The sequence below is a fragment of the Aminobacter niigataensis genome (genome assembly GCF_946995915.1).
Taxonomy (GTDB): domain Bacteria; phylum Pseudomonadota; class Alphaproteobacteria; order Rhizobiales; family Rhizobiaceae; genus Aminobacter; species Aminobacter niigataensis.
In genome coordinates this window covers 835491-860077 of record NZ_OX341517.1, presented here as the reverse complement: position 1 = coordinate 860077, position 24587 = coordinate 835491, and the positions used below count along the sequence as shown (strand labels likewise).

Genomic DNA, 24587 nt, shown 5'->3' with positions numbered 1-24587 from the left:
CCGCATGATCGTCCGTCCCCGCACCGGCCTGCTGAAACTGTTCTTCGTCATGCGCGGGTCCGTCGTGCCGCGCATCCTGCCGCAGATCTTCGGCTTCGCGCTCTACGGCGCTGTGGTGGTAGCGGCAATCAAGGCGCTCGATCTCAACCTGGGTGACGCCGGCGTCGCACCCTTCGCCCTGCTTGGCGTCGCGCTGTCGATCTATCTCGGTTTCCGCAACAACGCCGCCTATGACCGCTGGTGGGAGGCGCGCAAGCTTTGGGGCCAGCTGGTCTTCGAGATCCGGAACCTGTCGCGCGCCGCCAACGCGATGATTTCGGACCGCGACGAGTTGCGGCCGTTCCTGATGGATGCGCTGGCCTTCTGCCACTTCCTGCGCGGCGAACTGCGCCGCGTCGACACGCGCGAAGCAGCCCGCCCCTTCATCGGCGACGCCGTCGACGAGATCCATGCCGCCACCAACAAGCCGGACGCCACGATCCGCCGCATGGGCACGAGGCTCGCCGTGCTCAAGCGCGCCAAGGTGCTGGAAGCCATGGACTACCGCATCCTCGACGAGCGGCTGTCGGCGATCGCCGCCCTGCAGGCCGGCTGCGAACGCATCATGGGTACGCCCCTGCCCTTCGCCTACACGCTGCTGTTGCAGCGCACGGCCTATGTCTTCTGCCTGCTCCTCCCGTTCGGCCTTGCCGCCTCCGCTGGCTGGGCGACGCCGCTGTTCACCGCGCTGATCGCCTACACCTTCTTCGGCCTCGACGCGCTCTCGGAAGAACTGGAGGACCCCTTCGGCATGGAGGCCAACGACCTCGCCCTCGACGGTCTGTGCCGCGTCTGCGAGATCTCGGTGTTCGAGGCCTTGGGCGAAACGCCGCCGCCGATGCTGGCCGCCGAGAACTTCTTCTACTCCTGAGGGCGCGCAGTCGGGGTCGCAGTTCCGGCAGCGGTCGTGTCGATGCCCTCCCAGTAGTCCATCGTCGCCGCCTTGCGGTAGCCCTCCCCGGTCAGCCGGACGCTGACCCGGCCGGAGTCGGGATAGACGATGACATCGTTGGAATCGCGCTCGCCGATGATGAGATAGCGGCAGGGCTCGTTCGTATGGTTGAACAGCGAGTGCCCGACCTTTTGCCCTGCCGGAAAGCAGACATAGTCGCCGGCCTTCATGACATAGGCGCGTGCGCCGAGCCGAAGCGTAAGCGCGCCCTCGAGGATGTAGGCGTGCTCCTCCTCAAGCATGTGATAGTGCGACGGGTTGGATTCCTTGCCCGGCGCGAGTTCTTCCAGCGCCACACCGACGTGGTCGCCGCCTGCGAAATTGGATAGGTGCCTGAAGCTCGTACCGAAACGCTCGCCCTGCGAAAAGGCCTCGAGCGGCACGGATTCCGCCGCGAAGGGCTCGGACACACCGTCGGCATTGATCGAAGTGCTGCTGGACATCACCTGCTCCTCCTGGCCCGCGCCGTGACAGGGTGGCGCGGCCACGAGAAACGGTCAAGCGATCGGATGGCGGTTCGACTGCTGCCAGTTGGGTGAACCAAAGCAGATGCAAACGAAAACGGCGGACCTTGCGGCCCGCCGTTCTCCATTCGCCGGTTGGGCGAAAATTACTCGGCAGAAGCCTCGGCCGGGGCAGCGGCGGCAGCGGCGATCGCTGCGGCTGCATCGTCCTGGGCCTTCTTCAGGGCAGCGAGACGCTCCTGGGCCTTCTTGCCCGGCTCACCCTTGGTCGGGTTCGAGCGGGTTTCGCGCTTCACAAGGCCAGCCTCGTCGAGGAAGCGGGCAACGCGGTCGGTCGGCAGCGCGCCGTTCGCCATCCAATGCTTGACGCGGTCGCCGTCGATCTTGACGCGATCGCCGTCCTTGGGCAGCAGCGGGTTCCAGGCGCCGATCGCCTCGATGAAGCGGCCGTCGCGCGGGCTGCGGGCGTCGGCGATGACGATGTGGTAGTAGGGGCGCTTCTTCGAGCCGGCGCGAGCCAGGCGGATCTTAAGGGACATTGTCTTACTCCTGAATAGTTCTGTCTTGGGTTGGTATGTTCTGCTTGTTCCGCCTCAGGCGGAGGTAGTCCTGTCTGAGCCACCGTTATGTTCGGCGGCCAGCATTTCATGATGCCGGATCACCTCGCGGATGATGAAGTTGAGGAACTTCTCCGCGAAATCCGGATCGAGATGGGCATCGTCGGCCAGACGGCGCAGGCGCTCGATCTGGGTCTGCTCGCGCGCCGGATCGGCCGGCGGCAGGCCATGGGTCGCCTTGAGCACGCCCACCGCCTTGGTGCAGCGGAAGCGCTCGGCGAGCATATGGATCAGGGCGGCATCGATGTTGTCGATCGAGGCACGCAGTTCCTGGAGCTGCGCCTGAGGATTGATATCGGTCATCGCGCGCTCCTCACTTCTTCTTGCCGAGGCCGGGCAGGCCGCCGCCGAGGCCCGGAAGCTTCATGCCGCCAGGCAGGCCCGGCAATCCGCCACCGGGAAGTCCACCGCCGGGCAGGCCCTTGAGGCCCTGGCCGAGGCCGGCGGCTTCCGCCTGCTTCTGCAGCGCTTCGAGCTGCTTGGGATCCATCTTCGACAGGTCGGGCATGCCGCCCATGCCCGGCATCATGCCGCCGAGGCCCATCTTTGAAGCGAGGCCGCCCATCATGCCGCGCATGAGACCGCCGCCTTTGCCCTTGCCGCCCATGGCCTTCATCATGTCGGCCATCTGGCGATGCATCTTGAGCAGCTTGTTGATCTCGGCAGCGTCGGTGCCGGAGCCGGCGGCGATGCGCTTCTTGCGCGAATGCTTCAAAACGTCGGGATTGGCGCGCTCGGCCTTGGTCATCGACGAGATGATGGCGATCTGGCGGCCGAACATCTTGTCGTCCAGGCCGGCCGAAGCCATCTGGTCCTTCATCTTGCCCATGCCCGGCATCATGCCCATGATGCCGCCCATGCCGCCCATCTTCTGCATCTGGCCAAGCTGGTCGGCGAGGTCGTTCAGGTCGAACTTGCCCGACTGCATCTTCTTGGCCATCGCCGCGGCCTTTTCCGCGTCGATGTTTTCGGCTGCCTTCTCGACCAGCGAAACGATGTCGCCCATGCCGAGAATGCGGTCGGCGATGCGCTTGGGATAGAACTCCTCCAGCGCTTCCATCTTCTCGCCAACGCCGATCAGCTTGATCGGCTTGCCGGTGACGGCACGCATCGAAAGCGCGGCACCGCCACGGCCGTCGCCGTCCATGCGGGTCAGCACCAGGCCGGTGATGCCGACGCGGTCGTCGAAATTCTTGGCGAGGTTGACGGCGTCCTGGCCGGTCAGCGAGTCGGCGACGAGCAGGATCTCGTGCGGGTCCGACACCTTGCGGATGTCGGCCATCTCGGCCATCAGCGGCTCGTCGATATGGGTACGGCCGGCGGTATCGAGGATGACGACGTCATGGCCGCCGAGCTTGGCCGCCTGGACGGCGCGCTTGGCGATGTCGACCGGCGACTGGCCGGCGATGACAGGGAGGGTGGCGACCTTGGTCTGCTCGCCGAGCTGGCGCAGCTGCTCCTGCGCGGCCGGACGGCGCGTGTCGAGCGAGGCCATCAGGACCTTCTTGCCCTGGCGCTCGGCCAGCCGCTTGGCGATCTTGGCCGAGGTCGTCGTCTTGCCCGAGCCCTGCAGGCCGACCATCATGATGACAACCGGCGCCGGCGCATTGAGGTCGATGGCGACGCCTTCGGAGCCGAGCATCTCGATCAGCTCGTCATGGACGATCTTGACGACCATCTGTCCGGGCTTGATCGATTTCAGGACCGCCGCGCCGACCGCCTTCTCGCGGACGCGATCGGTGAAGGAGCGGACCACTTCGAGTGCGACGTCCGCCTCGAGCAAGGCACGACGAACCTCGCGCAGGGCAGCCGAGACATCGGCTTCCGACAGCGCGCCACGGCCGGTCAGGCCGTTGAGGATCGATCCAAGTCGCTCTTGCAGCGATTCAAACATTCAACTTCCCTTCTCTCAGCCAACCGGTGTCGAACCGAGAGGTAATGCCTCTGCGACTGCGAACCAAACCAAAAAGCACCCGGGGGCGCACTGCGCTGCCGGGTGTTGGCCTCCGGGATCGTTTGTGCCGCTAAGGGCGTCCCGGTCGGCCGCTCGGAGTGGAACTCGTCGCGGAATTTGTGGGCTGTAGACAGGAAAAAGGCCAGAGAGTCAAGAGAAGGCACATTTCCCGCGAGCTTTCGAACCATTCGCGGCGCGACGGTCAATCCCTGTTAAGACTTGCCCTCTAGTGTGCCGCCTGCCGGGGGGCTCTATATGCATTATATAAGGGTGTTTTGCCACCATGTGTGACCATGCGGCCGGCTCGCATGTCGTATCCCCGGGAGGCGATCGCATTTCCGACTCGTCGCTGGGCGGATTTGTCGAAAACATCGAATTCGCGCTGGTCGTCATCGACGCCGCGGGAAATATCACCTTCGTCAACAAATCCGCCGAGCGCATGTTCGGCTACGCTAGGTCCGACATGGTCGGCCACACGCTCGACCTGATCATTCCGCCCAGGTTGCGCGGTGCCCACAACGCCGGCATCGCGCGCGTCGGCTCCGGCACGCCGTCGAAACTGACCGGCAAGACGGTCGAGGTGGCAGCGCTTCGGCGCGACGGCAGCGAGTTCCCCATCGAGCTGTCGCTTTCGGTCTGGCACGGGCCGGACGGCGTATCGATGGGCGGCATGATCCGCGATATCTCCGACCGGCGGCAGCGCGACATGCGCCTGCATCGCCTTGCCCATCAGGACACGCTGACCGGCCTGCCGAACCGTTTCCAGTTCGACACGCGCCTCGAGGAAGCGCTCGCCGCCGGCGAGCAGACGGCCGTGCTACTGATCGACCTCGACGGCTTCAAGAAGGTCAACGACACGTTGGGCCACGCCACCGGCGACACACTGCTGCAGGCCCTCGCCGTGCGGCTGCCCGCAGCACTCGAGGCTAATGCCATGGTGGCCCGTCTCGGCAGTGACGAGTTCGCCGTATTGCTGCGCGGGACCGGCAGCCCCTCAGCCGGCGAGGCAGCCGCAAACAGCCTGCTCCAGTCGTTCGAAAAGCCTTTCGAGATCGGCGACCACTTGATCAAGCTCGGCGTCAGCATCGGCGGCGCCGTGGCCCCAAGCGACGGCGGCGACGCCGAGGAGCTGCTGGCCAGCGCCGACCTTGCGCTCTACCGAGCGCGGCAGCAGGGCAATTCCTACCGCATGTTCGAACCGGACATGCGCAACGCGGTCGCTGCCCGGCGCGCCTTGCAGGACGAGCTGTTGCGGGCAATCGGAGCCGGCGAATTCGTGTTGCACTACCAGCCGCAGGTTTGCCTGGAGAGCGGCAAGGTGCTGGGCGCCGAGGCGCTGTTGCGCTGGAACCATCCTTCGCGCGGGCTGCTTTCGCCTGCCGACTTCCTTGCCGTGCTTGAATCGCATTCCGGCGCGCTGACCGTCGGCGGCTGGATCCTCGACGAGGCATGTCGCCAATCGGCGGAATGGCGCGCCCGCGGGCTGGCACCCATCTCCATGGCGGTCAACCTGTTTGCGGTGCAGGTCAATGCCGGAAATCTGGCGGAAACCGTGCTGACGACGCTGGCCCGCCACGGGCTGCCGGCCGACGCCCTGGAACTGGAAGTGACCGAGACCATCGCCCTCGACCATGAAGAGCGCACGCTGGCACCGTTCCGCAAGCTGGGCGAGGCAGGCGTCGGCCTTGCCTTCGACGATTTCGGCACCGGCCATGCGGCGCTCAGCACCATCAAGCGCTTTCCGCTGACGCTGCTCAAGATCGATCGCAGCTTCATCCGCGATATGCTGAGCCAGCCACAAGATGCCGCGATCGTCCGCGCGGTGCTCGGCATGGCCAGGGACATGGGGCTGGCCGTCGTCGCCGAGGGCATCGAGACGCGCGCGCAGGAAGCCGCCCTCTACGCCATGGGCTGTCGTGTCGGACAAGGCTATCTCTACTCCAGGGCGCTGCCGGCGGCGGATTTCAAACACTTGATGAAGCGTCCGGCCAAGGCCGCCAGGAAAGCAGCCGCGGCGAAAATCTGAACCTTTGCCGCCGATTTCCGCGCGATCCCGTCGCAACAGGTATAGGATTTGCGCCGGCGCAGGATATTCGGGCCCCCAGCGTGGCCTGCCGCCGAGACAGCCGCAAACCCGTCGGCCCGGCCCGCGCCGCAACAGCATCGCCAGGAGGCTTGTGCCCTTCCTGATGCAGGCACTCCGGGGATGTCCAGGGAGGCTGCCATGCCCGAAAGCGCCAGTTCATCTTTGCCGCAGCAGGTCGCGCTGCTGCCTTCGACTTCGACCGAAATCGTCAACACCATGGCACATTATCATCGCGCCGAAATGGCCAGGATGGCCGGGTGGCGCGACCGGATAGACCAGACGAGCAACTGGGCGATCACCGTGGTGGCCGCGATGATGTCGGTGTCGTTGTCGACGCCCAACGCCCATCACGGCGTGCTCCTGTTTGCCATGCTGCTCATTTTCCTGCTGCTTTGGATCGAAGCACGGCGCTACCGCTTCTTTGACGTCTACCGGTCGCGCGTCCGCACCTTCGAACGGTATTATTTCGCGCCGATTTTTTCGCCTGGGGCCGGGGAACCCGCAAATTGGCGTCAGATGCTTGGCGACAGCCTCAGGGAGCCGCAGTTTCGCATCTCCTACGCCGATGCCTTCTCGCGACGGCTGAGACGCAATTACATCTGGATGTTCCTGATCCTGCTGCTCGCGTGGGTGCTCAAGATTTCGACGCCCAAGCTGCAGGCCTCCGGCGGCAGCAGGGACCTTGTCTCATCGCTGTGGGAGGTAGCGGCGAATGCCAGCCTTGGCCTTGCACCGGGCTGGCTGATCCTGACAGGTGTCGCGGGGTTCTACTTCTGGCTGCTCTACGTTTCGTTCCGGCCGCTTGACGACGCGGCTGAAAGCGCCTTGGCACAGGTCCATGTATGAAACGAGGCCGCCGGGCAGACCCGGCGGCCGCTTCACTCAGCGCATCACATAGACGACGCGCCGCGTCGACGGTTCGACCAGCACCGGTTGGCCGTTCACATAGACATAGCGGTACTCGGAGTCGGGGATTTCAGTCAGTTCGACTGTATCGGGCAATCCGGCGCCGACGACGACTTCGCCGTCCAGATAGACCGGCTCGATCCGGTTGTCTGTCACATAGGTGCGGACCTCGACGGGGGGATCGATGGCCGGCATGGCTTCGCCGGCGATGATCGCGCCCGTCGTCCCATCTATGACGACATCGGCGCCGCCGGCTGGCGGATCGACGACCACGATGCCTGAATCGGCCGGGCGTGCCGAAAGCACGACCTGCTGGCCGCCGAAATCACCGACCAGATAGTCGGAATAGACCCAGCCCTCGCCGCCTGAATCGGCGACACTGCACCATTTGCTGCTTTCGAGGCAGCCGCGCAGCGTTGTGGCCTGGCCGGCACCGATGACGCCGACAACCGGGTATTGCGGGCCGGGACCGGCACGGACATTGAGATCGGTGGCCGCCTGGACCGCGACATCTGCAAATGACGGGCCGGAGAAGGCGAGAAGCGCGCCCGCCACAGCGGGAAACAACAGCTTGGTTTTCATTTTTTCGCTCCGTTTTCTTGGTCCCTCAGGAGGCGAAAACGGCCCAAGCACCTGTCAGTTCCGGTCCAGGGGACCGGTTCCGCTCACGAATTGTAGCATGTTCATATGTGCCGGCGTTACGCCGCAAGTTGCGCAACGACCTGCCTGGCGACTGCTTCGCCCGACAGCCGGGCGCCGCCGCAGGTCTGGATCAGCGGTCCGGCAAGGTGCTCGCCGGCAAAGAAGATGCGCTCGCCAACCGGCTGCATCAATGCCGCGCGGGCCCCTGAGCGGCCTGGCCGCGCCGCGGCATAGGCGCCCCTGACATAACGTTCGGCACCCCAGTTTGTCATCATCGCGCGACCTACATGCCGGCGGGTGTCGTTGCCGAAGATCTCGCACAGCCGGTCCGTGGCGAAGTCGATGCCGGCAGCTTCGCCGGCAGCCGACAGCTCCCAGGCAAAGTCGCCGCCGACAAAACCGACCATCAGGTCGAGGTCGAACGGAAAGCCGAGGAAATAGATGTCATGCCGCGCCGTGCGCTCGACCAGAAGGTCGTCGAAGGCATTGAGTCCGAGGCGGCTGCCCCTGATTTCAACCGGCAGCTTGGTCAGCATGCCCATCGGCAGGTCGAAAAACGCGGCCATGTGGCTGTCGGGAAGGGCCGGCGAAAAGAAGATCTCCTCGAAGGCCAGTACCCCGGGCGATGCCGTGACGATGGCCGCGCTGGCGCGCAGCGTGCCACGATCGGTGAGACAGGCGACACCGGCACCGTCCCAGTCGATCCGGGTTACCGGCGTGGCAAGTTCGACCGGTACGTCGGCGCCGAAACGCGCAACGAGTGCGCCATAGCCTTCCCTAGTGAAGTAGTTGGGGTCGAGGTCGGCGGCATTCCTGAAGTCGGCGATGGAGATCTCGTCCTCGTCGGCACCGAAGTCCATCGGGCCGCAGAAGGTGGCGGCGGCCCGCGACGACCGTCCCTTGGCCAAAAGAGCGCCAAGGCGATCATCCATGTCGCTGTGGTTTTCCAGCAGCGCTGCCATCGCAGCGTCCGCTGCCTTGACCGCCGCTTCCTCGGCCTCGCTCGCCTTGCGGTTGCGGTAGTAGAGATGGTCGATGTTCATGTCGTGGTGATGCATCGTCCAGCCGGCGGCCTGAGCCTCCGAGAAATAGGGGTTGCGGTCGGCGGCGTGCAGCCAGGCGCAGCCGATGTCGAAGGGCACGCCGAAATGCCGGTTGCTGGTCCAGGCGCGGCCGCCGATGCGGTCCATCGCCTCCAGCACCTTGAAGCTCAAACCGGTTGAACGCAGCACTTTTGCCGCCGAAAGGCCGGCAGAACCGGCGCCGATGATCACAACATCGACATCTTTCATGGTTTTTCCCCGCTCTCGCCACATTCACCGCTTGATCGTATGCGAGTTTTTTGCCACCAGCCATTGCAAGACGGTGGGGACGTAAACGCCTTCTTAACGATGACAAGAGAGCGTTCGGCTGGCAACATCCCTCCCAGGGGAATGATTCAGGCATCAGGAGAACGGCATGGCAGTACTTGCCAAGGTGAAGACTTTTGCTGCAGCCTCCGCCGTTCTGGCGGTGACAGCTGGTGGCGCATACGCCGCCCAGTGCGGCAACAACGCGGGCGGCTTCGAGGCGTGGAAGGCCGATTTCGCTCAGGAGGCGGCGGCCAACGGCATCAGCGGCAACGCGCTCAACGCGCTTGCCAAGACGACCTACGCAACCAAGACCATCTATGCCGACCGCAACCAGAAGAGCTTCAAGCTCTCGCTCGACCAGTTCATGGCCAAGCGTGGCGGCAAGACGATTGCCTCCAAGGGCAAGACCATCAAGAAGCAGAACGCGGCGCTGTTCCAGAGCATCGAGGCGCGTTATGGCGTGCCGGCCGGCCCGCTGATCGCGATCTGGGGCATGGAAACCGGCTTTGGCGGGTTCCTCGGCAACCAGCACACGCTGTCGGCCGTGGCGACGCTGGCCTACGACTGCCGCCGGTCGGAATATTTCACCGATCAGCTCTATGCCGCGCTCAAGCTCGTCCAGAACGGCACGCTGAGCCCCAGCGCCGTTGGTGCCGCGCATGGCGAGATCGGCCAGACCCAGTTCCTGCCGGTCAACGTGCTGAAATTCGGCGCCGACGGCGACGGCAACGGCAAGATCGACATGGTCCGCTCCAAGGCCGACGCGCTCGCCTCGACGGCCAACTTCCTGCGCGGCCACGGCTGGAGCGCCGGCGGCGGCTATCAGCCCGGCCAGGCCAATTTCGGCGCCTTGCAGGGCTGGAACGCGGCCAGCGTCTACCAGCAGGCGATCGCCATCATCGGCGCCGAGATCGACGGCAACTGACCAAGGCGGCCGTTTGGCAGGTGTCAGGATGGTTCGCCATCCTGCTGGCCAAGGGGCGACCATCGGCGCATATTGAATGAACCCGGCGGAGACGTCGGGTTTTTTCGATGCGGCCGAGGAACGAACGATGAACGCTCTCAACGCATTGCCGGGCGACCTTTCCGCCTACGGCAATATTCAGGGCTACAGCCACTACCCCAAGTCAGTCACACCTGGTCTCGCCGTGCCGGCAGGCGGCGGGCTGCTCAAATGGTATGACATTGCCGAAGATGCGACGCCCGTGACGCGCGAAACCTGCGCTTTGGCGCAGCGCTTCCTGGCAGCCGAAACGGTGACCAGGCGCCTCAACCTCAAGGGCGAGCTCGGCTTCGTCATCCTGCACCGCTGCGGCGCCGATTTTCACTTCCTTCTGGTGAGTTCGTGGCGCCATGCCAACGAGATGTGGGAGACGGTCTATGCCAAGACCGCGGACGCTCCCGATTTCTCGCTGTTTGCACTGCCCGGGCCGCACCGGGCGACATTCTGCGTCTGGGAGCTTGCGGCGGTCGACCACGAACGCCAGGCCTTCGTCCGCTATCTGTTTTCAACACGCGACGACGCCGCCAAGCGGGCCTATCTCGCCGACATGTATCGGGGCGAGGCCTGAAACGAAAGGAGGCGCCGAAGCGCCTCCAAACTGCCAGATTTTGGCTGATCTCACCGGTTGCGCGCGGCCAGCGTGCGCAGGCGCAGCGCATTAAGCTTGATGAAGCCGGCGGCATCCTTCTGGTCGTAGGCGCCCTGGTCGTCCTCGAAGGTGACCAGCTTGTCCGAGTACAGCGACTTCGCGCTCTCGCGGCCGATGACCATGACGTTGCCCTTGTAGAGCTTGAGCGTCACTTCGCCTTCGACATGCTCCTGGCTCCTGTCGATCGCCGCCTGCAACATCTCGCGCTCGGGCGAGAACCAGAAGCCGTAGTAAATCAGCTCGGCATAGCGCGGCATCAGCTCGTCCTTGAGGTGCGCGGCACCACGGTCGAGCGTGATCGACTCGATGGCGCGGTGCGCCGACAGCAGGATCGTGCCTCCAGGGGTCTCGTAGACGCCGCGGCTCTTCATGCCGACGAAGCGGTTCTCGACCAGATCGAGACGGCCGATGCCGTTGTCGCGGCCATAGTCGTTGAGCTTGGCCAGCAGGGTGGCCGGCGACAGGCGCTTGCCGTTGATCGACACGGCATCGCCCTTTTCGAAGCCGATCTTGATGACCGTCGCCTTGTCCGGTGCTGCCTCAGGCGAAATCGTGCGCATGTGCACGTATTCGGGCGCCTCGACGGCCGGATCTTCCAGCACCTTGCCCTCGGAGGACGAGTGCAGGAGGTTGGCGTCGACGGAGAAGGGGGCCTCGCCCTTCTTGTCCTTGGCGACCGGGATCTGGTGCTTTTCGGCGAAGTCGAGCAGGTCGGTGCGCGACTTGAACGACCAGTCGCGCCATGGTGCGATGATCTTGATGTCGGGATTCAGCGCGTAGGCCGACAGCTCGAAGCGGACCTGGTCGTTGCCCTTGCCGGTGGCGCCATGGGCGATGGCGTCGGCGCCGGTCTTGCGGGCGATGTCGACGAGATGCTTGGAGATCAGCGGACGCGCGATCGAGGTGCCGAGCAGGTAGACGCCTTCATAGACGGCGTTGGCGCGGAACATCGGGAAGACGAAGTCGCGGACGAACTCCTCGCGCACGTCCTCGATGAAGATCTCCTTGATCCCCATCATCTCGGCCTTCTTGCGCGCCGGCTCGAGTTCCTCGCCCTGGCCGAGATCGGCGGTGAAGGTGACAACCTCCGCATTGAGCTCGGTCTGCAGCCACTTCAGGATGATCGATGTGTCGAGGCCACCGGAATAGGCGAGCACGACCTTCTTGACGTCTTTCCACTTGGACATGGGATCACGGCACCTTTCGCATGCGGCCCAGGGCCGCGTTTTCCCGGGCTTTCTAAGCACGAACGGCGAGCCGGGCAAGGGCGATCATGCCGCTGCGACAGCCTCTCTCTACCTCCACCCCGATCCGCTGCGTGGATCGACCCTCCCCACAAGGGGAGGGTATGAAGCCGCCTTACTTACGCTTCATCGCCTCGAGCAGCGCCGCGCCGAACGCACCTTGCTGCTCAGGCTTGTTCTGCTGCGGCTTGGGCGACGAGGCGAACTTCATGTCGCGGCCCTTGGCGGGTGCTGCCGAGCGGGGTGCGGGTTCGCCGCCGTCCTTGCGCATGGTCAGCCCGATGCGCTTGCGCGGGATGTCGACCTCGACGACGCGGACCTTCACCACGTCGCCCGCCTTCACCACCTCGTGTGGGTCCTTCACGAACTTGTCGGCGAGCTGCGACACATGGACAAGCCCGTCCTGATGCACGCCGATGTCGACGAAGGCGCCGAAGGCGGCGACGTTGGTGACTGTACCTTCGAGCAACATGCCCGGCTTCAAATCCTTGATATCGTCGACACCGTCGGCGAAGGTCGCGGTCTTGAAGCCCGGACGCGGATCGCGGCCCGGCTTTTCCAGCTCGGCGATGATGTCGCGCACCGTCGGCAGGCCGAAACGCTCATCGACGAAGGCGCGCGGATCGATCGCCTTCAGCGCGGCGCTGTCGCCCATCAACTGGCGCAGGTCACGGCCGCAGGACGCCACGATCTTCTTGGCCACGCCATAGGCTTCGGGGTGGACCGACGATGAGTCGAGCGGTTCCTTGCCGTCGCGGATACGCAGGAAGCCGGCGCATTGCTCGAAGGCACGCTGGCCGAGCCGTGGCACGGCGAGCAGGTCGCGGCGCGTGGCAAAGGCGCCCGAGGCGTCGCGATGCGCCACGATCGACTCGGCGAGCGACGGCCCGAGACCGGAGACGCGGGCGAGAAGGGGGGCGGAGGCCGTGTTGAGGTCGACGCCGACGGCGTTCACCGCGTCTTCGACCACCGCTTCGAGCGAACGGCCGAGCCGATACTGGTCGACGTCGTGCTGGTACTGGCCGACGCCGATCGACTTGGGTTCGATCTTGACCAGCTCGGCGAGCGGGTCCTGCAGGCGCCGCGCGATGGACACTGCACCACGCAGCGACACGTCGAGATTGGGGAATTCGGCCGCAGCCGTGGCGGACGCCGAATAGACAGAGGCCCCGGCCTCGCTGACGATGACCTTGGTCGGCTTGGGCGCCGGCATGTCCGTCAGCAAGTCGGCAACGAGACGCTCGGTTTCGCGGCTGCCGGTGCCGTTGCCGATGGCGATCAGCTCGACCTTGTGGCGGATGATCAGCCGGGCAAGCTCGGCCTGAGTGCCGCGCACGTCGTTCCTGGGCGGGAAGGGGTAGACGGTGGTGGTGTCGAGCACCTTGCCGGTGGCATCGATGACCGCCACCTTGACGCCGGTGCGGATGCCCGGATCGAGACCCATAGTGGCGCGCGAGCCGGCAGGGGCGGCGAGCAGAAGGTCCTTGAGGTTGCGCGAGAAGACGCGGATCGCCTCTTCCTCGGCGGCCTCGCGCAGATCGCGCATCAGGTCGAGCGACAGCGACAGAGACAGCTTCACGCGCCAGGTCCAGCCGGCGACGGTCATCAGCCACTGGTCGCCGGGCAGCGTCGCGCCAATCGCATAGGCAGCGGCGATCATACGCTCGACCGGCTTGACCGGCGAGGTGTCGTCGGCGTCGATCTCGAGGTCGAGCGACAGCACGTCCTCGTTGCGGCCGCGCAGCATGGCGAGCGCGCGGTGGCTCGGCACCGAGGCCCAGCGTTCGGAATGGTCGAAATAGTCCGAGAACTTGGCGCCCGCCTCCTGCTTGCCGTCGACCACGCGGGCGCGCATGACCGCGCGCTCCTTCATGTGAGTACGCAGGCGGCCCAATAGCTCGGCGTTCTCCGAAATGCCTTCGGCGACGATGTCGCGCGCGCCTTCGAGGGCTGCCTTCACGTCGGCTACGTCGCCGACGACGTAAGGCACGGCCAACTCGGCCGGTACCTTGGAGCGGTCGGCGAGGATCGCTTCGGCGAGCGGCCCGAGCCCGCGCTCCCGCGCGATTTCAGCCTTGGTGCGGCGCTTGGGCTTGTAAGGCAGGTAGATGTCTTCGAGCTCGGCCTTGGTGGCGACGCTGGCGATACGGATCGCCAGCTCGTCGGTCATCTTGCCCTGGCCGGTGATGGATTCGACGATTGCCGCGCGCCGCGCTTCCAGCTCGCGCAGATAGGCGAGCCGTTCGGACAGATCGCGCAGCTGGGTATCGTCGAGGCCGCCGGTGACTTCCTTGCGGTAGCGCGCGACGAAGGGAACAGTCGCACCCTCATCCAGCAGTCCGACTGCCGCAATGACCTGCTCGGCCTTCGCATTGATCTCGGCTGCGATGATCGCAGCGATTTTCCTGATGTCGCCAGCCATGGAATCCTGGTGCCTGTTGAACGGGTGCGCGAACATAGTGACTGCCGGGGCGAACGCCAAACGGCCAATCATGCCCGCCTGTTCAAGGTCCACAGGAAAGCGGCCATCCTGCGGCAATCGGCGCAAAGTCGGCGGAACATTTCATGCCGCGCATCTGTATGATCGCCCTCCGTGAATCGAGGAGCGGAAAGCATGAAATTCGATCGGGTCCTGTTTACCGCCGGCGCTGTTTTCGGCGCAGCGGGCGTGGCACTTTCGGCAGCGGCGAGCCATGGCGGCAGCACCAACGTCGCGACAGCGGCCAATTTCCTGCTTTTCCATGCGCCGGCGCTGATCGCGCTGTCCCTGGTGGCAGCCCAGAGCCGCATCCTGCACATCGGGACGGCCATCCTGCTGCTGGCCGTGCTGCTGTTCACAGGCGACCTCTTGGCCCGCGATTATCTCGGCCAGCGGCTGTTTCCCTTCGCCGCCCCCATGGGCGGAACCGGCATGATTTTGGGTTGGCTGACGCTCGCCGCTGGTGCTCTGTTCGCCCCAAGGAACAACTAGAAGTCTAGCCGATCCTGTAGGGAAGGGGATGCCTGACATCCCGGTCGATCACCAGCTTGCGCTTGAGCGGCGGCACGGCGCGCTGCTGGCAGTTGGTGCGCTCGCAGATGCGGCATGAGATGCCGATCGGGTCGAAGGCCGTCTTGCTGCCCAGCTCCAGCCCGTCGGCATAGACGAAATCCTGGGCATAGGTGACCTCGCAGCCGAGCGCGATGGCATAGCGCCGGTGCGGCGCGTTGAAGCCGCCGCCGCCCTTGGAGATCTCCGTGGCGATGCAGAGATAGCGCGCGCCGTCTGGCGTCTCGGCGAGTTGGCGGATGATCCGGCCCGGAGTCTCGAAGGCCTGGTGAACATTCCACAGCGGACACGCCGCGCCGAAGCGGGCGAACTGCAGCTTGGCGGCGCTGTGGCGCTTGGTGATGTTGCCGGCGCGGTCGATGCGGGCAAAGAAGATCGGCACGCCCTTGTGGCCCGGCCGCTGCAGCGTGCTGAGCCGATGCGCCACCTGCTCGATCGAGGCACCGAAATGCGCCGCCATCAGTTCGAGATCGTGGCGCAATTCTCCGGCCGCGCGCATGAAGGCCTGGTAGGGGAGGGTCAGCGCGCCGGCGAAATAGTTGCGCAGCCCCATCTTGCAGATTTCCAGCGCCTCGGCGGTGCGGAAATCGGCGGTGCGGGCGATCTGCGCCACCTCGGCCTCCATCTCCATCTCGGCGATCTGGAAGGCGATCTGGAAACTACGGGTGGCGAGCGGCGAGTATGGGTTGAGGAACAACACGCCCGACTTGGCATCGAAGCGCCGCAGCGCATCGTCATTGGCCTCGGCACGGGCAATCCGCACGCCGTGCCGGCTGTCCAGATGTGCTGCGAGCGCCGCATAGCTGTCGCGCTCGCCGATGCCGAGCTCGCCGGCCAGCCGCTCGGCCGCCACGTCGAGGCTATGGATGTAGTTGTCGACGAAGTGGAAGAAGTCGCGCACTTCCTCGTAAGGCGTCGGCTCGGTCAGGCCGACGCTCTTGCCCAGCGTGTCGTCGAGGCTCGCCAGCTGTTCCGAAGTGCGGCGATAGGCCTGGTGCGCCGAGATCAGCGCACGGGCAAAACCCGGCGCGTTCTGCGTCACCAGCTTCAGTTCCTGCAGGTTCGGCGCATAGTTCTCGAACAGCGGATCGCTCAGCGCCTCGGTCAGCGCCGACAACAGCCGGTCGCTGTCGCCTTGCGAAATCTCGGTGATGTCGATCTGGAACTTTTCGGCGAGCGCCAGCAGCACCGAGGCCGAAACCGGGCGCTGGTTGTTCTCGATCTGGTTGAGATAGCTGGTCGAGATGCCGATGCGTTCGGCGAAGCTCGCCTGCGTCGCCTTGTTGGCGTCGCGCAGCTCGCGCACCTTGCGGCCGATATAGAGTTTGCGTGACACCATGTTTGCAATTTCGCAATTTACAGTTCTCATATTTGTATATTACGCTTTCGCACACTTTCAACTGTTTTCCTGCGCGCGCCACAGGGCTATTGCGCCAACTTCGCTGCTTGCCGCTGACGCGGCGAGAGGCCATTGTTTTCAAACTCGTAGCGCGGGAGAAAGCTCATGACGCTCTACCAAGCCGTCGCCGACAGGCAGACCAGCCGGCTCACCACAATGGACGTTGTTACCGTCGTCGCGGGTTCGCTGCTCTTGACCCTGTCCGCAAAGGTGCAGGTGCCGTTCTATCCCGTGCCGATGACCATGCAGACGCTGGTCGTCATCGGCCTGGGCCTGGCCCTCGGCCCGGTGCGTGGCGCCGCGGCCGTGGCGCTTTATCTCGCGCAAGGCGCGCTTGGCCTGCCGGTCTTCGCCGGCACGCCGGAAAAGGGCATCGGCCTCGCCTACATGATGGGCCCGACCGGCGGCTATCTCCTTGGCTACCTGCCTGCCGCCTTGCTCGCCGGCTGGCTGGCCGAGCGCGGCTGGGACCGTAACGTCTTTACCGCCATGCTTGCGGCACTGCTCGCCGGCGCCATCATCTACGTGCCGGGCCTGCTCTGGCTCGGCGGCGTCATCGGCTGGGACAAGCCGGTTCTGGCTTTCGGTCTCTATCCCTTCATCCCAGGCGACATCGCCAAGGCGCTGCTTGCGGCCATCGCTTTCCCCGCCGCCTGGAAATGGCTTTCCGCAAAGGGCATGAACTGATGCGCGCCGTACTCGAACAACTGGAAGCCCGCCGCGCCGAAGCCCGCCTCGGCGGTGGCCAGAAGCGCATCGACGCCCAGCATGGCAAGGGCAAGCTGACGGCGCGCGAGCGCATCGACGTCCTGCTTGACGAAGGCTCCTTCGAAGAGTTCGACATGTATGTCACCCACCGCACCACCGAGTTCGGCATGGCCGAGCAGAAGGTGGCGGGCGACGGCGTCGTCACCGGCTGGGGCACGATCAACGGCCGGCTGGTCTATGTCTTTTCGCAGGACTTCACCGTGCTCGGCGGCTCGCTGTCGGAGACGCACGCCCAGAAGATCTGCAAGATCATGGACATGGCGATGCGCAACGGCGCGCCTGTCATTGGCTTGAACGACTCGGGCGGCGCCCGCATTCAGGAAGGCGTTGCCTCGCTCGCCGGCTATGCCGACGTCTTCAAGCGCAATGTCGACGCCTCGGGCGTGGTGCCGCAGATCTCGGTGATCATGGGCCCGTGCGCCGGTGGTGCTGTCTATTCGCCTGCCATGACCGACTTCATCTTCATGGTGCGCGACAGCTCCTACATGTTCGTGACCGGTCCCGACGTGGTGAAGACCGTCACCAACGAGATCGTCACCGCCGAAGAACTCGGCGGCGCCCGCACCCACACGTCGAAGTCTTCGGTCGCCGACGGTGCCTATGAAAACGACATCGAGGCGCTCGAGCAGGTTCGCCTGCTGTTCGACTTCCTGCCGCTCAACAATCGCGAGAAGCCCCCAGTCCGGCCGTTCCACGACGACCCGGCGCGACTGGAGAAGCGTCTCGACACGCTGATCCCCGACAGCGCGGCCAAGCCCTACGACATGAAGGAGCTGATCCTCGCCATCGCAGACGAGGGCGATTTCTTCGAGATCCAGGAAGCCTTCGCCAGGAACATCATCACCGGCTTCATGCGCATCGAGGGCCAGTCTGTCGGCGTCGTCGCCAACCAACCGATGGTGCTGGCCGGCTGCCTCGACATCGACTCGTCGCGCAAGGCAGCACGCTTCGTGCGCTTTTGCGACGCGTTTTCGATCCCGATCCTGACTTTGGTCGACGTGCCGGGCTTCCTGCCGGGCACGGCCCAGGAATATGGCGGCGTCATCAAGCACGGCGCCAAGCTTCTGTTCGCCTATTCGCAGGCGACCGTTCCGATGGTCACGCTGATCACGCGCAAGGCCTATGGCGGCGCCTATGACGTCATGGCGTCCAAGCATATCGGCGCCGACATCAACTATGCCTGGCCGACGGCCGAGATCGCGGTGATGGGTGCCAAGGGCGCGACCGAGATCCTCTACCGCTCGGAACTCGGCGACGCGGAAAAGATCGCCGCCCGCACCAGGGAATATGAAGAACGCTTCGCCAATCCCTTCGTCGCCGCCGAGCGCGGTTTCATCGACGAAGTGATCATGCCGCATTCGTCGCGCCGCCGCATCGCCCGCGCCTTCGCCGCCCTGCGCGGCAAGAAGGCTGAGGCGCCGTGGAAGAAGCACGACACGATACCGCTGTGAGCAGGACAAGAATGTTCAAGAAAATCCTCATCGCCAATCGTGGCGAGATCGCCTGCCGGGTCATCAAGACGGCCCAGAAACTCGGTATCGCAACGGTCGCCGTCTATTCCGACGCCGACCGCGAAGCGCTGCATGTGAAGATGGCCGACGAGGCCGTCCATATCGGGCCAGCGCCGTCGAACCAGTCCTACATCGTCATTCAGAAGATCATCGACGCCGTGCGCCAGACCGGCGCCGATGCCGTGCATCCGGGCTACGGCTTCCTGTCGGAGAACTCGAACTTTGCCGAAGCGCTGAAGGCCGAGGGCGTCGCCTTCATCGGACCGCCGCCCGTTGCCATCGAGGCGATGGGCGACAAGATCACCTCGAAGAAGATCGCGGCTTCCGCCGGCGTTTCGACCGTGCCGGGCCATATGGGCCTGATCGAGGACGCCAGCGAGGCGGTGAAGATCGCCAACCAGATCGGCTATCCCGTGATGATCAAGGCCTCCGCCGGCGGCGGCGGCAAGGGCATGCGCATTGCCTGGAACGACGCCGAGGCACGCGAGGGCTTCCAGTCGTCGAAGAACGAGGCCAAATCCTCCTTCGGCGACGACCGCATCTTCATCGAGAAATTCGTCACCCAGCCGCGCCACATCGAGATCCAGGTACTGGGCGACCAGCACGGCAACCTGCTCTATCTCGGCGAGCGCGAATGCTCGATCCAGCGCCGCAACCAGAAGGTCATCGAGGAGGCACCGTCGCCCTTCCTCGACGCCGAGACCCGCAAGGCGATGGGCGAGCAGGCCGTTGCGCTGGGCAAGGCCGTCGGCTACTTCTCGGCCGGCACGGTCGAGTTCATCGTCGACGGAGACCGCAACTTCTATTTCCTCGAGATGAACACCCGCCTGCAGGTCGAGCATCCGGTGACCGAGCTGATCACCGGCATCGACCTCGTCGAGGAGATGATCCGCGTCGCCGCGGGCGAAAAGCTGCGCTTCGCCCAGGATGAGGTGAAGCTCAACGGCTGGGCCATCGAGAGCCGGCTTTATGCCGAAGATCCCTACCGCAACTTCCTGCCGTCGATCGGCCGCCTGACTCGCTACCGCCCGCCTGTCGAGGGCAAACGCGACGACGGTACGGTCGTCCGCAACGACACCGGCGTCTTCGAGGGCGGCGAGATCTCGATGTATTACGACCCGATGATCGCCAAGCTCTGCACCTGGGCGCCCGACCGCCTGACGGCTGTCGAGGCGATGGGCCGCGCGCTCGACGACTTCGAGGTCGAGGGCATTGGCCACAATCTGCCGTTCCTGTCGGCGGTCATGGACCATCAGCGCTTCCGCGATGGCCGGCTGACCACCGCCTACATTGCCGAGGAATTTCCCGACGGCTTTACCGGCGTGGCCCCGACCGAGGCGGACGCCCACAAGCTCGCCGCGGTCGCAGCGCTGATCAACCAGTTCACCCAGCGCCGCGGCGCCCAGATTTCGGGCTCGCTCGCCAACCACCAGCGCCCGGTCGGCACCGACTGGGTGGTGACGCTCGGCGGCTTCACGCTGCCGCTGCAGGTCAAGGACGGCGCCGACGGCACGGTGGTCGCGTTCGATGACGGCACGGCCCTTGCGGTGTCGAGCGACTGGATGCCTGGGCACCTGCACGCCAATTTCGCGGTCGGCGGAATGTCCATCGGCGTCAAGGTTTCGCGCTCGGGCACCGGCTGGCGCCTGCGCTGGCGCGGCATGGACGTGGTGACCCATGTGCGCAGCCCGCGCGTCGCCGAACTGGCTAGGCTGATGCCGGTCAAGCTGCCGCCCGACACCTCGAAGATGTTGCTCTGCCCGATGCCCGGCGTGGTGACGTCGATCCTGGTCAAGGCGGGCGACGAAGTCGAAGCCGGCCAGTCGCTGGCGACCGTCGAAGCGATGAAGATGGAGAACGTGCTGCGCGCCGAGCGCAAGGGCACGGTCAAGCACGTGGCGGCAACCGCAGGCGAAAGCCTCGCCGTCGACGAGCTGATCATGGAGTTCGAGTGACAAGGCTCAGGATCCGAGAAGAAGCGAAGATCGCCGCCTGCCTTTTGGGCGGCCTCCTCGGCGTAGTCCTGGTTCAGATGGCCTACGGTGCCTGGGGCTACACGCCGCCCGGCCTCCTCTCGCTGCTCATCGGTCTGTCAACTGCTAGCCGCGGGCCATATCACATCCACCTTTTCAATGCGATGGTGTGGGGTGTCTGGGGGGCTGCCGGATTCGCCATTGTCACGAAGCTAACCTATGGCTTCGTGAACCTCCGGAGGATCGCTCTGCTCTACCTCGCCGGCGAAGCGCTGATTGCAGCAGGCGGATGGCTGGCCGCGACGGGAACCATCTCGCTCGCAGCACTCACCAACACAATTCTCCTGATCTATATGCTGGCTGGTCTTCTCGTTGTGCGTGACTGGGCCGCTGGCCCGCGCAACAGGATGGCGCTCGCCGGGTTGCCGAATGGAAGCAGCAAATGACCGACAAACCAACAATCGATTCCTGGAAGAAGCTCGCAGAACGCGAGATCAAGGCTTCGCCTGACACGCTGACCTGGAACACGCCCGAGGGCATCGACGTGAAGCCGCTCTACACGGCCGACGATCTCGAAGGCATCGGCCATCTCGGAACGCTGCCGGGCTTCGAGCCGTTCCTGCGCGGCCCGCGCGCCAGCATGTATGCCGGCCGCCCCTGGACCATCCGGCAATATGCCGGCTTTTCGACGGCGGAGGCGTCCAACAACTTCTACCGCAAGGCGCTCGCCGCCGGCCAGCAGGGCGTGTCGGTCGCCTTCGATCTCGCCACCCATCGCGGCTATGACTCGGACCATCCGCGCGTCGAGGGCGATGTCGGCAAGGCCGGCGTGGCGATCGACTCTGTCGAGGACATGAAGATCCTGTTCGACGGCATCCCGCTCGAAAAGGTCTCGGTGTCGATGACGATGAATGGCGCGGTGATCCCGATCCTCGCCAACTTCATCGTTGCCGGCGAGGAACAGGGCGTGTCGCGCGACAAGCTGTCGGGGACCATCCAGAACGACATCCTGAAGGAGTTCATGGTCCGCAACACCTACATCTACCCGCCCGAGCCCTCGATGCGCATCGTTGCCGACATCATCGAGTATACGGCGAAGGAGATGCCGAAGTTCAACTCTATCTCGATCTCCGGCTACCACATGCAGGAGGCCGGCTCGACGCTGGTGCAGGAACTCGCCTTCACGCTGGCCGACGGACGTGAATATGTCCGCGCAGCGCTGAACAAGGGCCTGAATGTCGACGACTTCGCCGGCCGGCTGTCGTTCTTCTTCGCCATCGGCATGAACTTCTTCATGGAGGCGGCCAAGCTGCGCGCCGCGCGCCTGCTCTGGTCGCGCATCATGACCGAGTTCGAGCCGAAAAAGACCTCGTCGCTGATGCTGCGCACCCACTGCCAGACCTCCGGCGTGTCGTTGCAGGAGCAGGACCCCTACAACAACGTCGTCCGCACCGCTTTCGAGGCGATGTCGGCGGCATTGGGCGGGACGCAGTCGCTGCACACCAACTCCTTCGACGAGGCGATCGCCCTGCCGACTGAGTTTTCCGCCCGCATCGCCCGCAACACCCAGCTCATCCTCCAGCACGAGACCGGCGTCACCAAGGTCGTCGACCCGCTCGCCGGCTCCTATTATGTCGAGGCCCTGACCAACGACCTCGCGGAAAAGGCCTGGGCGCTGATCGAGGAGGTCGAGGCGATGGGCGGCATGACCAAGGCGGTCGCCACAGGCCTGCCCAAGCGCCTGATCGAGGAGGCCGCGACCCGCAAGCAGGCGGCCATCGACCGCGGCGACGAGGTCATCGTCGGCGTCAACAAATACCGCCTCGAGCAGGAAGACCATCTCGACATTCTCGAGATCGACAACTCCGCCGTCCGCGTGTCGCAGATCGCTCGCATTGAGCAGACACGGCGCCAGCGCGACCCCAAGCGTGTCGAGGAAGCGCTTGCCGCGCTTGAGAAGGTCGCCCGGTCAGGCGAAGGCAACATCCTCGCCGCCGCCGTCGAGGCGTCGCGGGCGCGCGCTACGGTGGGCGAAATCTCGGACGCCATGCGCCGCGCCTTCGGCGATCATGCGGCCGTCCCGGAAGTGGTCGAGAACGTCTACGGCAAGGCCTATGACGATGAGCCGGAATTCCAGACCCTGCTGTCGCGCCTCGAACAGTTTGCCGGCTCACTAGGTGAGAAACCGCGCATCATGGTAGCAAAGCTCGGCCAGGACGGCCACGACCGCGGCGCCAAGGTGATCGCGTCCGCTTTTGGCGACATCGGCTTCGAGGTCATTGCCGGGCCGCTGTTCCAGACCCCTGGCGAGGCTGCCGATACGGCGATTGCGTCCAGGGTCCACGTCGTCGGCATGTCGTCGCTGGCCGCCGGCCACAAGACACTCGCGCCGCAGTTGGTCGACGCGCTCAAGGCCAAGGGCGCTGACAACATCATTGTGGTGGTCGGCGGTGTCATCCCGCGCCAGGACTACCAGTACCTGCTCGATCACGGTGTATCAGCCGTCTTCGGCCCCGGCACCAATGTGCTCGATGCCGCGCGCGCCGTGCTCGACCTGATGGAAGGCAAGCGCCGCAACCAGTAGCCGCCACTCCGGACGAAAAAAGGCTCGGGCGAGCGGGTCTTTTTGTTGGCGGTGTTAAGCGGCCTTCCGGCCGATGGAGATGTACTGGAGGCCATGGCGGGCGACGACCGCGGGGTCGTAGAGGTTGCGACCGTCGAAGATGACCGGCGTCGCAAGCGCCTGCTTGATCGTCTCGAAGGACGGTGCCCGGAAGTTCTTCCACTCGGTGGCGATCAACAGCGCATCGGCGCCGCGCAGTGCCGCCTCCTTGGTGCCGCAGAGCAGCAGGTCGTCGCGCTGGCCATAGATCTGCTGCGCCTCGTTCATCGCCTCGGGATCATAGGCCTGGACCTTGGCGCCAGCGGCCCACAGCGCCTCCATCAGTACGCGCGCCGGCGCCTCGCGCATGTCGTCGGTGTTGGGCTTGAACGCCAGTCCCCACAGCGCAAAGGTCTTGCCCGCGAGATCGCCGTTGAAGTGGCCCTTGAGCTTGTCGAACAGCACCGCCTTCTGGGCGTTGTTGCGCTCCTCGACCGACTTCAGCAGCACCGGCTCGAAGCCGACATCGTCGGCGGTGCGGATCAGCGCGCGCACGTCCTTGGGAAAGCACGAGCCGCCATAACCCAGGCCCGGATAGATGAAGTGATAGCCGATGCGCGGGTCCGAGCCGATGCCCTTGCGCACCTCCTCGATGTCGGCGCCGAGCAGTTCGGCCAGGTTCGCCATCTCGTTCATGAAGCTGATCTTGGTCGCCAGCATGCAGTTGGCGGCATATTTGGTGAACTCGGCCGAGCGCACGTCCATCACGATCATCTTCTCGTGGTTGCGGTTGAACGGCGCATAGAGCTCGCGCATCACCGCCTCGGCGGCCTCGCTTTCGGTGCCGACGATGATGCGGTCGGGCTTCATGCAGTCGGCGACCGCCGAGCCTTCCTTGAGGAACTCCGGATTGGAGACGACGTCGAAGGCCAGCTCCTCGCGGCCCCTGGCCTTCAGCGCCGAAGCAATGGCCGCCCGCACCTTGTCGGCGGTGCCGACCGGCACGGTCGACTTGCCGACGACGATCTTGGGTTCGACCATCTCGCGGCCGATCGTCTCGGCCACGGCCAGGACATATTTGAGATCGGCCGAGCCGTCCTCGCCCGGCGGCGTGCCGACCGCGATCATCTGGATCTCGCCGTGGCGCACCGCCAGCACCGCATCCGTGGTGAAGACGATGCGGCCCGCCGCATGGTTGTCGCGCACCAGGGCCTCCAGCCCCGGCTCGAAGATCGGCACGAACCCCTGGTTCAGCCTTTCGACCTTGGCCGCATCGACATCGACGCAGACGACGTCATGGCCGACCTCGGCCAGCACCGCCGCCTGCACCAGACCGACATAGCCAATTCCAAATACCGTGAGCTTCATACGGTCCGT

Annotated in this window: 21 protein-coding genes; 11 read left to right on the top strand and 10 right to left on the bottom strand. The window is 65.0% G+C overall.

Going from position 1 to position 24587, the window contains the following annotated elements; all coding sequences use genetic code 11:
* The first annotated feature begins 4 nt into the window (after positions 1–4).
* Entirely contained in the window at positions 5–910 is a 906-nt protein-coding gene (locus tag O1Y97_RS04025) for a bestrophin family protein (RefSeq protein ID WP_318763171.1), read from the top strand.
* On the opposite strand, the gene O1Y97_RS04020 is transcribed toward O1Y97_RS04025, so the two are convergent.
* The 4 genes from O1Y97_RS04020 to ffh all read right to left on the bottom strand — a co-directional run bounded on the left by O1Y97_RS04020 (position 901) and on the right by ffh (position 3966).
* A complete protein-coding gene (locus O1Y97_RS04020; RefSeq protein ID WP_318763170.1) occupies positions 901–1434 on the bottom strand; it encodes a cupin domain-containing protein in 534 nt (177 codons plus the stop codon). The two genes, O1Y97_RS04025 and O1Y97_RS04020, sit on opposite strands and share 10 nt — an antisense overlap.
* Before the next feature lie 167 nt (positions 1435–1601).
* Positions 1602–1994 carry a 30S ribosomal protein S16 gene (rpsP, locus tag O1Y97_RS04015; RefSeq protein WP_108606192.1) on the bottom strand — a complete coding sequence of 131 codons (393 nt, stop codon included), beginning with the start codon at positions 1992–1994 and terminating at the stop codon, positions 1602–1604.
* Positions 1995–2048: 54 nt separating this feature from the next.
* Positions 2049–2375 carry a chorismate mutase gene (locus O1Y97_RS04010; RefSeq protein WP_108606191.1) on the bottom strand — a complete coding sequence of 109 codons (327 nt, stop codon included), beginning with the start codon at positions 2373–2375 and terminating at the stop codon, positions 2049–2051.
* A gap of 10 nt (positions 2376–2385) precedes the next feature.
* Complete coding sequence (gene ffh / locus O1Y97_RS04005; RefSeq protein ID WP_318763169.1) at positions 2386–3966, bottom strand: signal recognition particle protein; 1581 nt, start codon at positions 3964–3966, stop codon at positions 2386–2388.
* 343 nt (positions 3967–4309) lie between these two features.
* Here ffh and O1Y97_RS04000 point away from each other — a divergent pair, with 343 nt between their 5' ends.
* A complete protein-coding gene (locus O1Y97_RS04000) occupies positions 4310–6052 on the top strand; it encodes a putative bifunctional diguanylate cyclase/phosphodiesterase (protein ID WP_318763168.1) in 1743 nt (580 codons plus the stop codon).
* Positions 6053–6232: 180 nt separating this feature from the next.
* The gene (locus O1Y97_RS03995; protein WP_318763167.1) at positions 6233–6958 is read left to right on the top strand and encodes a DUF2270 domain-containing protein; all 726 of its coding nucleotides are present in this window, start codon (positions 6233–6235) and stop codon (positions 6956–6958) included.
* A 36-nt stretch (positions 6959–6994) separates the two neighbouring features.
* Here the strand turns inward: O1Y97_RS03995 and O1Y97_RS03990 are convergent, their stop codons facing one another.
* Both O1Y97_RS03990 and O1Y97_RS03985 read right to left on the bottom strand, forming a co-directional pair.
* Positions 6995–7600, bottom strand: coding sequence for a DUF1236 domain-containing protein (locus O1Y97_RS03990; protein WP_183263360.1), 606 nt, complete (start codon positions 7598–7600; stop codon positions 6995–6997).
* Between the two features lie 116 nt (positions 7601–7716).
* Positions 7717–8952, bottom strand: coding sequence for a flavin monoamine oxidase family protein (locus O1Y97_RS03985; RefSeq protein WP_318763166.1), 1236 nt, complete (start codon positions 8950–8952; stop codon positions 7717–7719).
* 166 nt (positions 8953–9118) lie between these two features.
* Between O1Y97_RS03985 and O1Y97_RS03980 the strand changes: the two genes are divergently transcribed.
* Positions 9119–9937, top strand: coding sequence for a lytic murein transglycosylase (locus tag O1Y97_RS03980; protein WP_108606186.1), 819 nt, complete (start codon positions 9119–9121; stop codon positions 9935–9937).
* Between the two features lie 127 nt (positions 9938–10064).
* Complete coding sequence (locus O1Y97_RS03975; RefSeq protein WP_159091563.1) at positions 10065–10583, top strand: hypothetical protein; 519 nt, start codon at positions 10065–10067, stop codon at positions 10581–10583.
* 50 nt (positions 10584–10633) lie between these two features.
* Here the strand turns inward: O1Y97_RS03975 and O1Y97_RS03970 are convergent, their stop codons facing one another.
* Both O1Y97_RS03970 and O1Y97_RS03965 read right to left on the bottom strand, forming a co-directional pair.
* A complete protein-coding gene (locus O1Y97_RS03970; RefSeq protein WP_318763165.1) occupies positions 10634–11851 on the bottom strand; it encodes an argininosuccinate synthase in 1218 nt (405 codons plus the stop codon).
* Positions 11852–12023: 172 nt separating this feature from the next.
* Entirely contained in the window at positions 12024–14330 is a 2307-nt protein-coding gene (locus O1Y97_RS03965; RefSeq protein ID WP_318763164.1) for a Tex family protein, read from the bottom strand.
* A gap of 192 nt (positions 14331–14522) precedes the next feature.
* On the opposite strand from O1Y97_RS03965, the gene O1Y97_RS03960 reads away from it, so the two are divergent.
* Positions 14523–14879 carry a DUF423 domain-containing protein gene (locus O1Y97_RS03960; protein WP_318763163.1) on the top strand — a complete coding sequence of 119 codons (357 nt, stop codon included), beginning with the start codon at positions 14523–14525 and terminating at the stop codon, positions 14877–14879.
* A 4-nt stretch (positions 14880–14883) separates the two neighbouring features.
* On the opposite strand, the gene O1Y97_RS03955 is transcribed toward O1Y97_RS03960, so the two are convergent.
* Positions 14884–16296, bottom strand: coding sequence for a helix-turn-helix domain-containing protein (locus O1Y97_RS03955; RefSeq protein ID WP_318763162.1), 1413 nt, complete (start codon positions 16294–16296; stop codon positions 14884–14886).
* Between the two features lie 165 nt (positions 16297–16461).
* On the opposite strand from O1Y97_RS03955, the gene O1Y97_RS03950 reads away from it, so the two are divergent.
* From O1Y97_RS03950 to scpA, 5 genes are read left to right on the top strand one after another with little or no spacing between them, the layout of a single operon-like run.
* Entirely contained in the window at positions 16462–17043 is a 582-nt protein-coding gene (locus O1Y97_RS03950; protein WP_318763161.1) for a biotin transporter BioY, read from the top strand.
* Complete coding sequence (locus O1Y97_RS03945) at positions 17043–18575, top strand: acyl-CoA carboxylase subunit beta (RefSeq protein ID WP_318763160.1); 1533 nt, start codon at positions 17043–17045, stop codon at positions 18573–18575. Before O1Y97_RS03950 ends, O1Y97_RS03945 begins: the two co-directional genes overlap by 1 nt.
* Positions 18576–18586: 11 nt before the next feature.
* A complete protein-coding gene (locus tag O1Y97_RS03940; protein WP_318763159.1) occupies positions 18587–20590 on the top strand; it encodes an acetyl-CoA carboxylase biotin carboxylase subunit in 2004 nt (667 codons plus the stop codon).
* Entirely contained in the window at positions 20587–21054 is a 468-nt protein-coding gene (locus O1Y97_RS03935; protein WP_108606178.1) for a hypothetical protein, read from the top strand. Before O1Y97_RS03940 ends, O1Y97_RS03935 begins: the two co-directional genes overlap by 4 nt.
* Positions 21051–23192 carry a methylmalonyl-CoA mutase gene (gene scpA / locus O1Y97_RS03930; protein WP_318763158.1) on the top strand — a complete coding sequence of 714 codons (2142 nt, stop codon included), beginning with the start codon at positions 21051–21053 and terminating at the stop codon, positions 23190–23192. The genes O1Y97_RS03935 and scpA overlap by 4 nt, the downstream gene beginning before the upstream one ends.
* A gap of 54 nt (positions 23193–23246) precedes the next feature.
* Here scpA and O1Y97_RS03925 read toward each other — a convergent pair whose 3' ends face one another.
* Complete coding sequence (locus O1Y97_RS03925; protein ID WP_318763157.1) at positions 23247–24578, bottom strand: UDP-glucose dehydrogenase family protein; 1332 nt, start codon at positions 24576–24578, stop codon at positions 23247–23249.
* Positions 24579–24587: the final 9 nt, after the last annotated feature.

Excerpts from the sequence above, each read along its gene's own strand:
- O1Y97_RS03985 (WP_318763166.1), bottom strand. The coding sequence starts at position 8,952 with ATGAAAGATGTCGATGTTGTGATCATCGGCGCCGGTTCTGCCGGCCTT.
- O1Y97_RS03925 (WP_318763157.1), bottom strand. The coding sequence starts at position 24,578 with ATGAAGCTCACGGTATTTGGAATTGGCTATGTCGGTCTGGTGCAGGCG.
- O1Y97_RS04000 (WP_318763168.1), top strand. The coding sequence starts at position 4,310 with ATGTGTGACCATGCGGCCGGCTCGCATGTCGTATCCCCGGGAGGCGAT.
- O1Y97_RS03960 (WP_318763163.1), top strand. The coding sequence starts at position 14,523 with ATGAAATTCGATCGGGTCCTGTTTACCGCCGGCGCTGTTTTCGGCGCA.
- O1Y97_RS03965 (WP_318763164.1), bottom strand. The coding sequence starts at position 14,330 with ATGGCTGGCGACATCAGGAAAATCGCTGCGATCATCGCAGCCGAGATC.
- O1Y97_RS04020 (WP_318763170.1), bottom strand. The coding sequence starts at position 1,434 with ATGTCCAGCAGCACTTCGATCAATGCCGACGGTGTGTCCGAGCCCTTC.
- scpA (WP_318763158.1), top strand. The coding sequence starts at position 21,051 with ATGACCGACAAACCAACAATCGATTCCTGGAAGAAGCTCGCAGAACGC.
- O1Y97_RS03980 (WP_108606186.1), top strand. The coding sequence starts at position 9,119 with ATGGCAGTACTTGCCAAGGTGAAGACTTTTGCTGCAGCCTCCGCCGTT.
- ffh (WP_318763169.1), bottom strand. The coding sequence starts at position 3,966 with ATGTTTGAATCGCTGCAAGAGCGACTTGGATCGATCCTCAACGGCCTG.
- O1Y97_RS04010 (WP_108606191.1), bottom strand. The coding sequence starts at position 2,375 with ATGACCGATATCAATCCTCAGGCGCAGCTCCAGGAACTGCGTGCCTCG.
- O1Y97_RS03950 (WP_318763161.1), top strand. The coding sequence starts at position 16,462 with ATGACGCTCTACCAAGCCGTCGCCGACAGGCAGACCAGCCGGCTCACC.
- O1Y97_RS03975 (WP_159091563.1), top strand. The coding sequence starts at position 10,065 with ATGAACGCTCTCAACGCATTGCCGGGCGACCTTTCCGCCTACGGCAAT.
- O1Y97_RS03955 (WP_318763162.1), bottom strand. The coding sequence starts at position 16,296 with ATGGTGTCACGCAAACTCTATATCGGCCGCAAGGTGCGCGAGCTGCGC.
- O1Y97_RS03995 (WP_318763167.1), top strand. The coding sequence starts at position 6,233 with ATGTCCAGGGAGGCTGCCATGCCCGAAAGCGCCAGTTCATCTTTGCCG.
- rpsP (WP_108606192.1), bottom strand. The coding sequence starts at position 1,994 with ATGTCCCTTAAGATCCGCCTGGCTCGCGCCGGCTCGAAGAAGCGCCCC.
- O1Y97_RS03990 (WP_183263360.1), bottom strand. The coding sequence starts at position 7,600 with ATGAAAACCAAGCTGTTGTTTCCCGCTGTGGCGGGCGCGCTTCTCGCC.
- O1Y97_RS03945 (WP_318763160.1), top strand. The coding sequence starts at position 17,043 with ATGCGCGCCGTACTCGAACAACTGGAAGCCCGCCGCGCCGAAGCCCGC.
- O1Y97_RS04025 (WP_318763171.1), top strand. The coding sequence starts at position 5 with ATGATCGTCCGTCCCCGCACCGGCCTGCTGAAACTGTTCTTCGTCATG.
- O1Y97_RS03940 (WP_318763159.1), top strand. The coding sequence starts at position 18,587 with ATGTTCAAGAAAATCCTCATCGCCAATCGTGGCGAGATCGCCTGCCGG.
- O1Y97_RS03970 (WP_318763165.1), bottom strand. The coding sequence starts at position 11,851 with ATGTCCAAGTGGAAAGACGTCAAGAAGGTCGTGCTCGCCTATTCCGGT.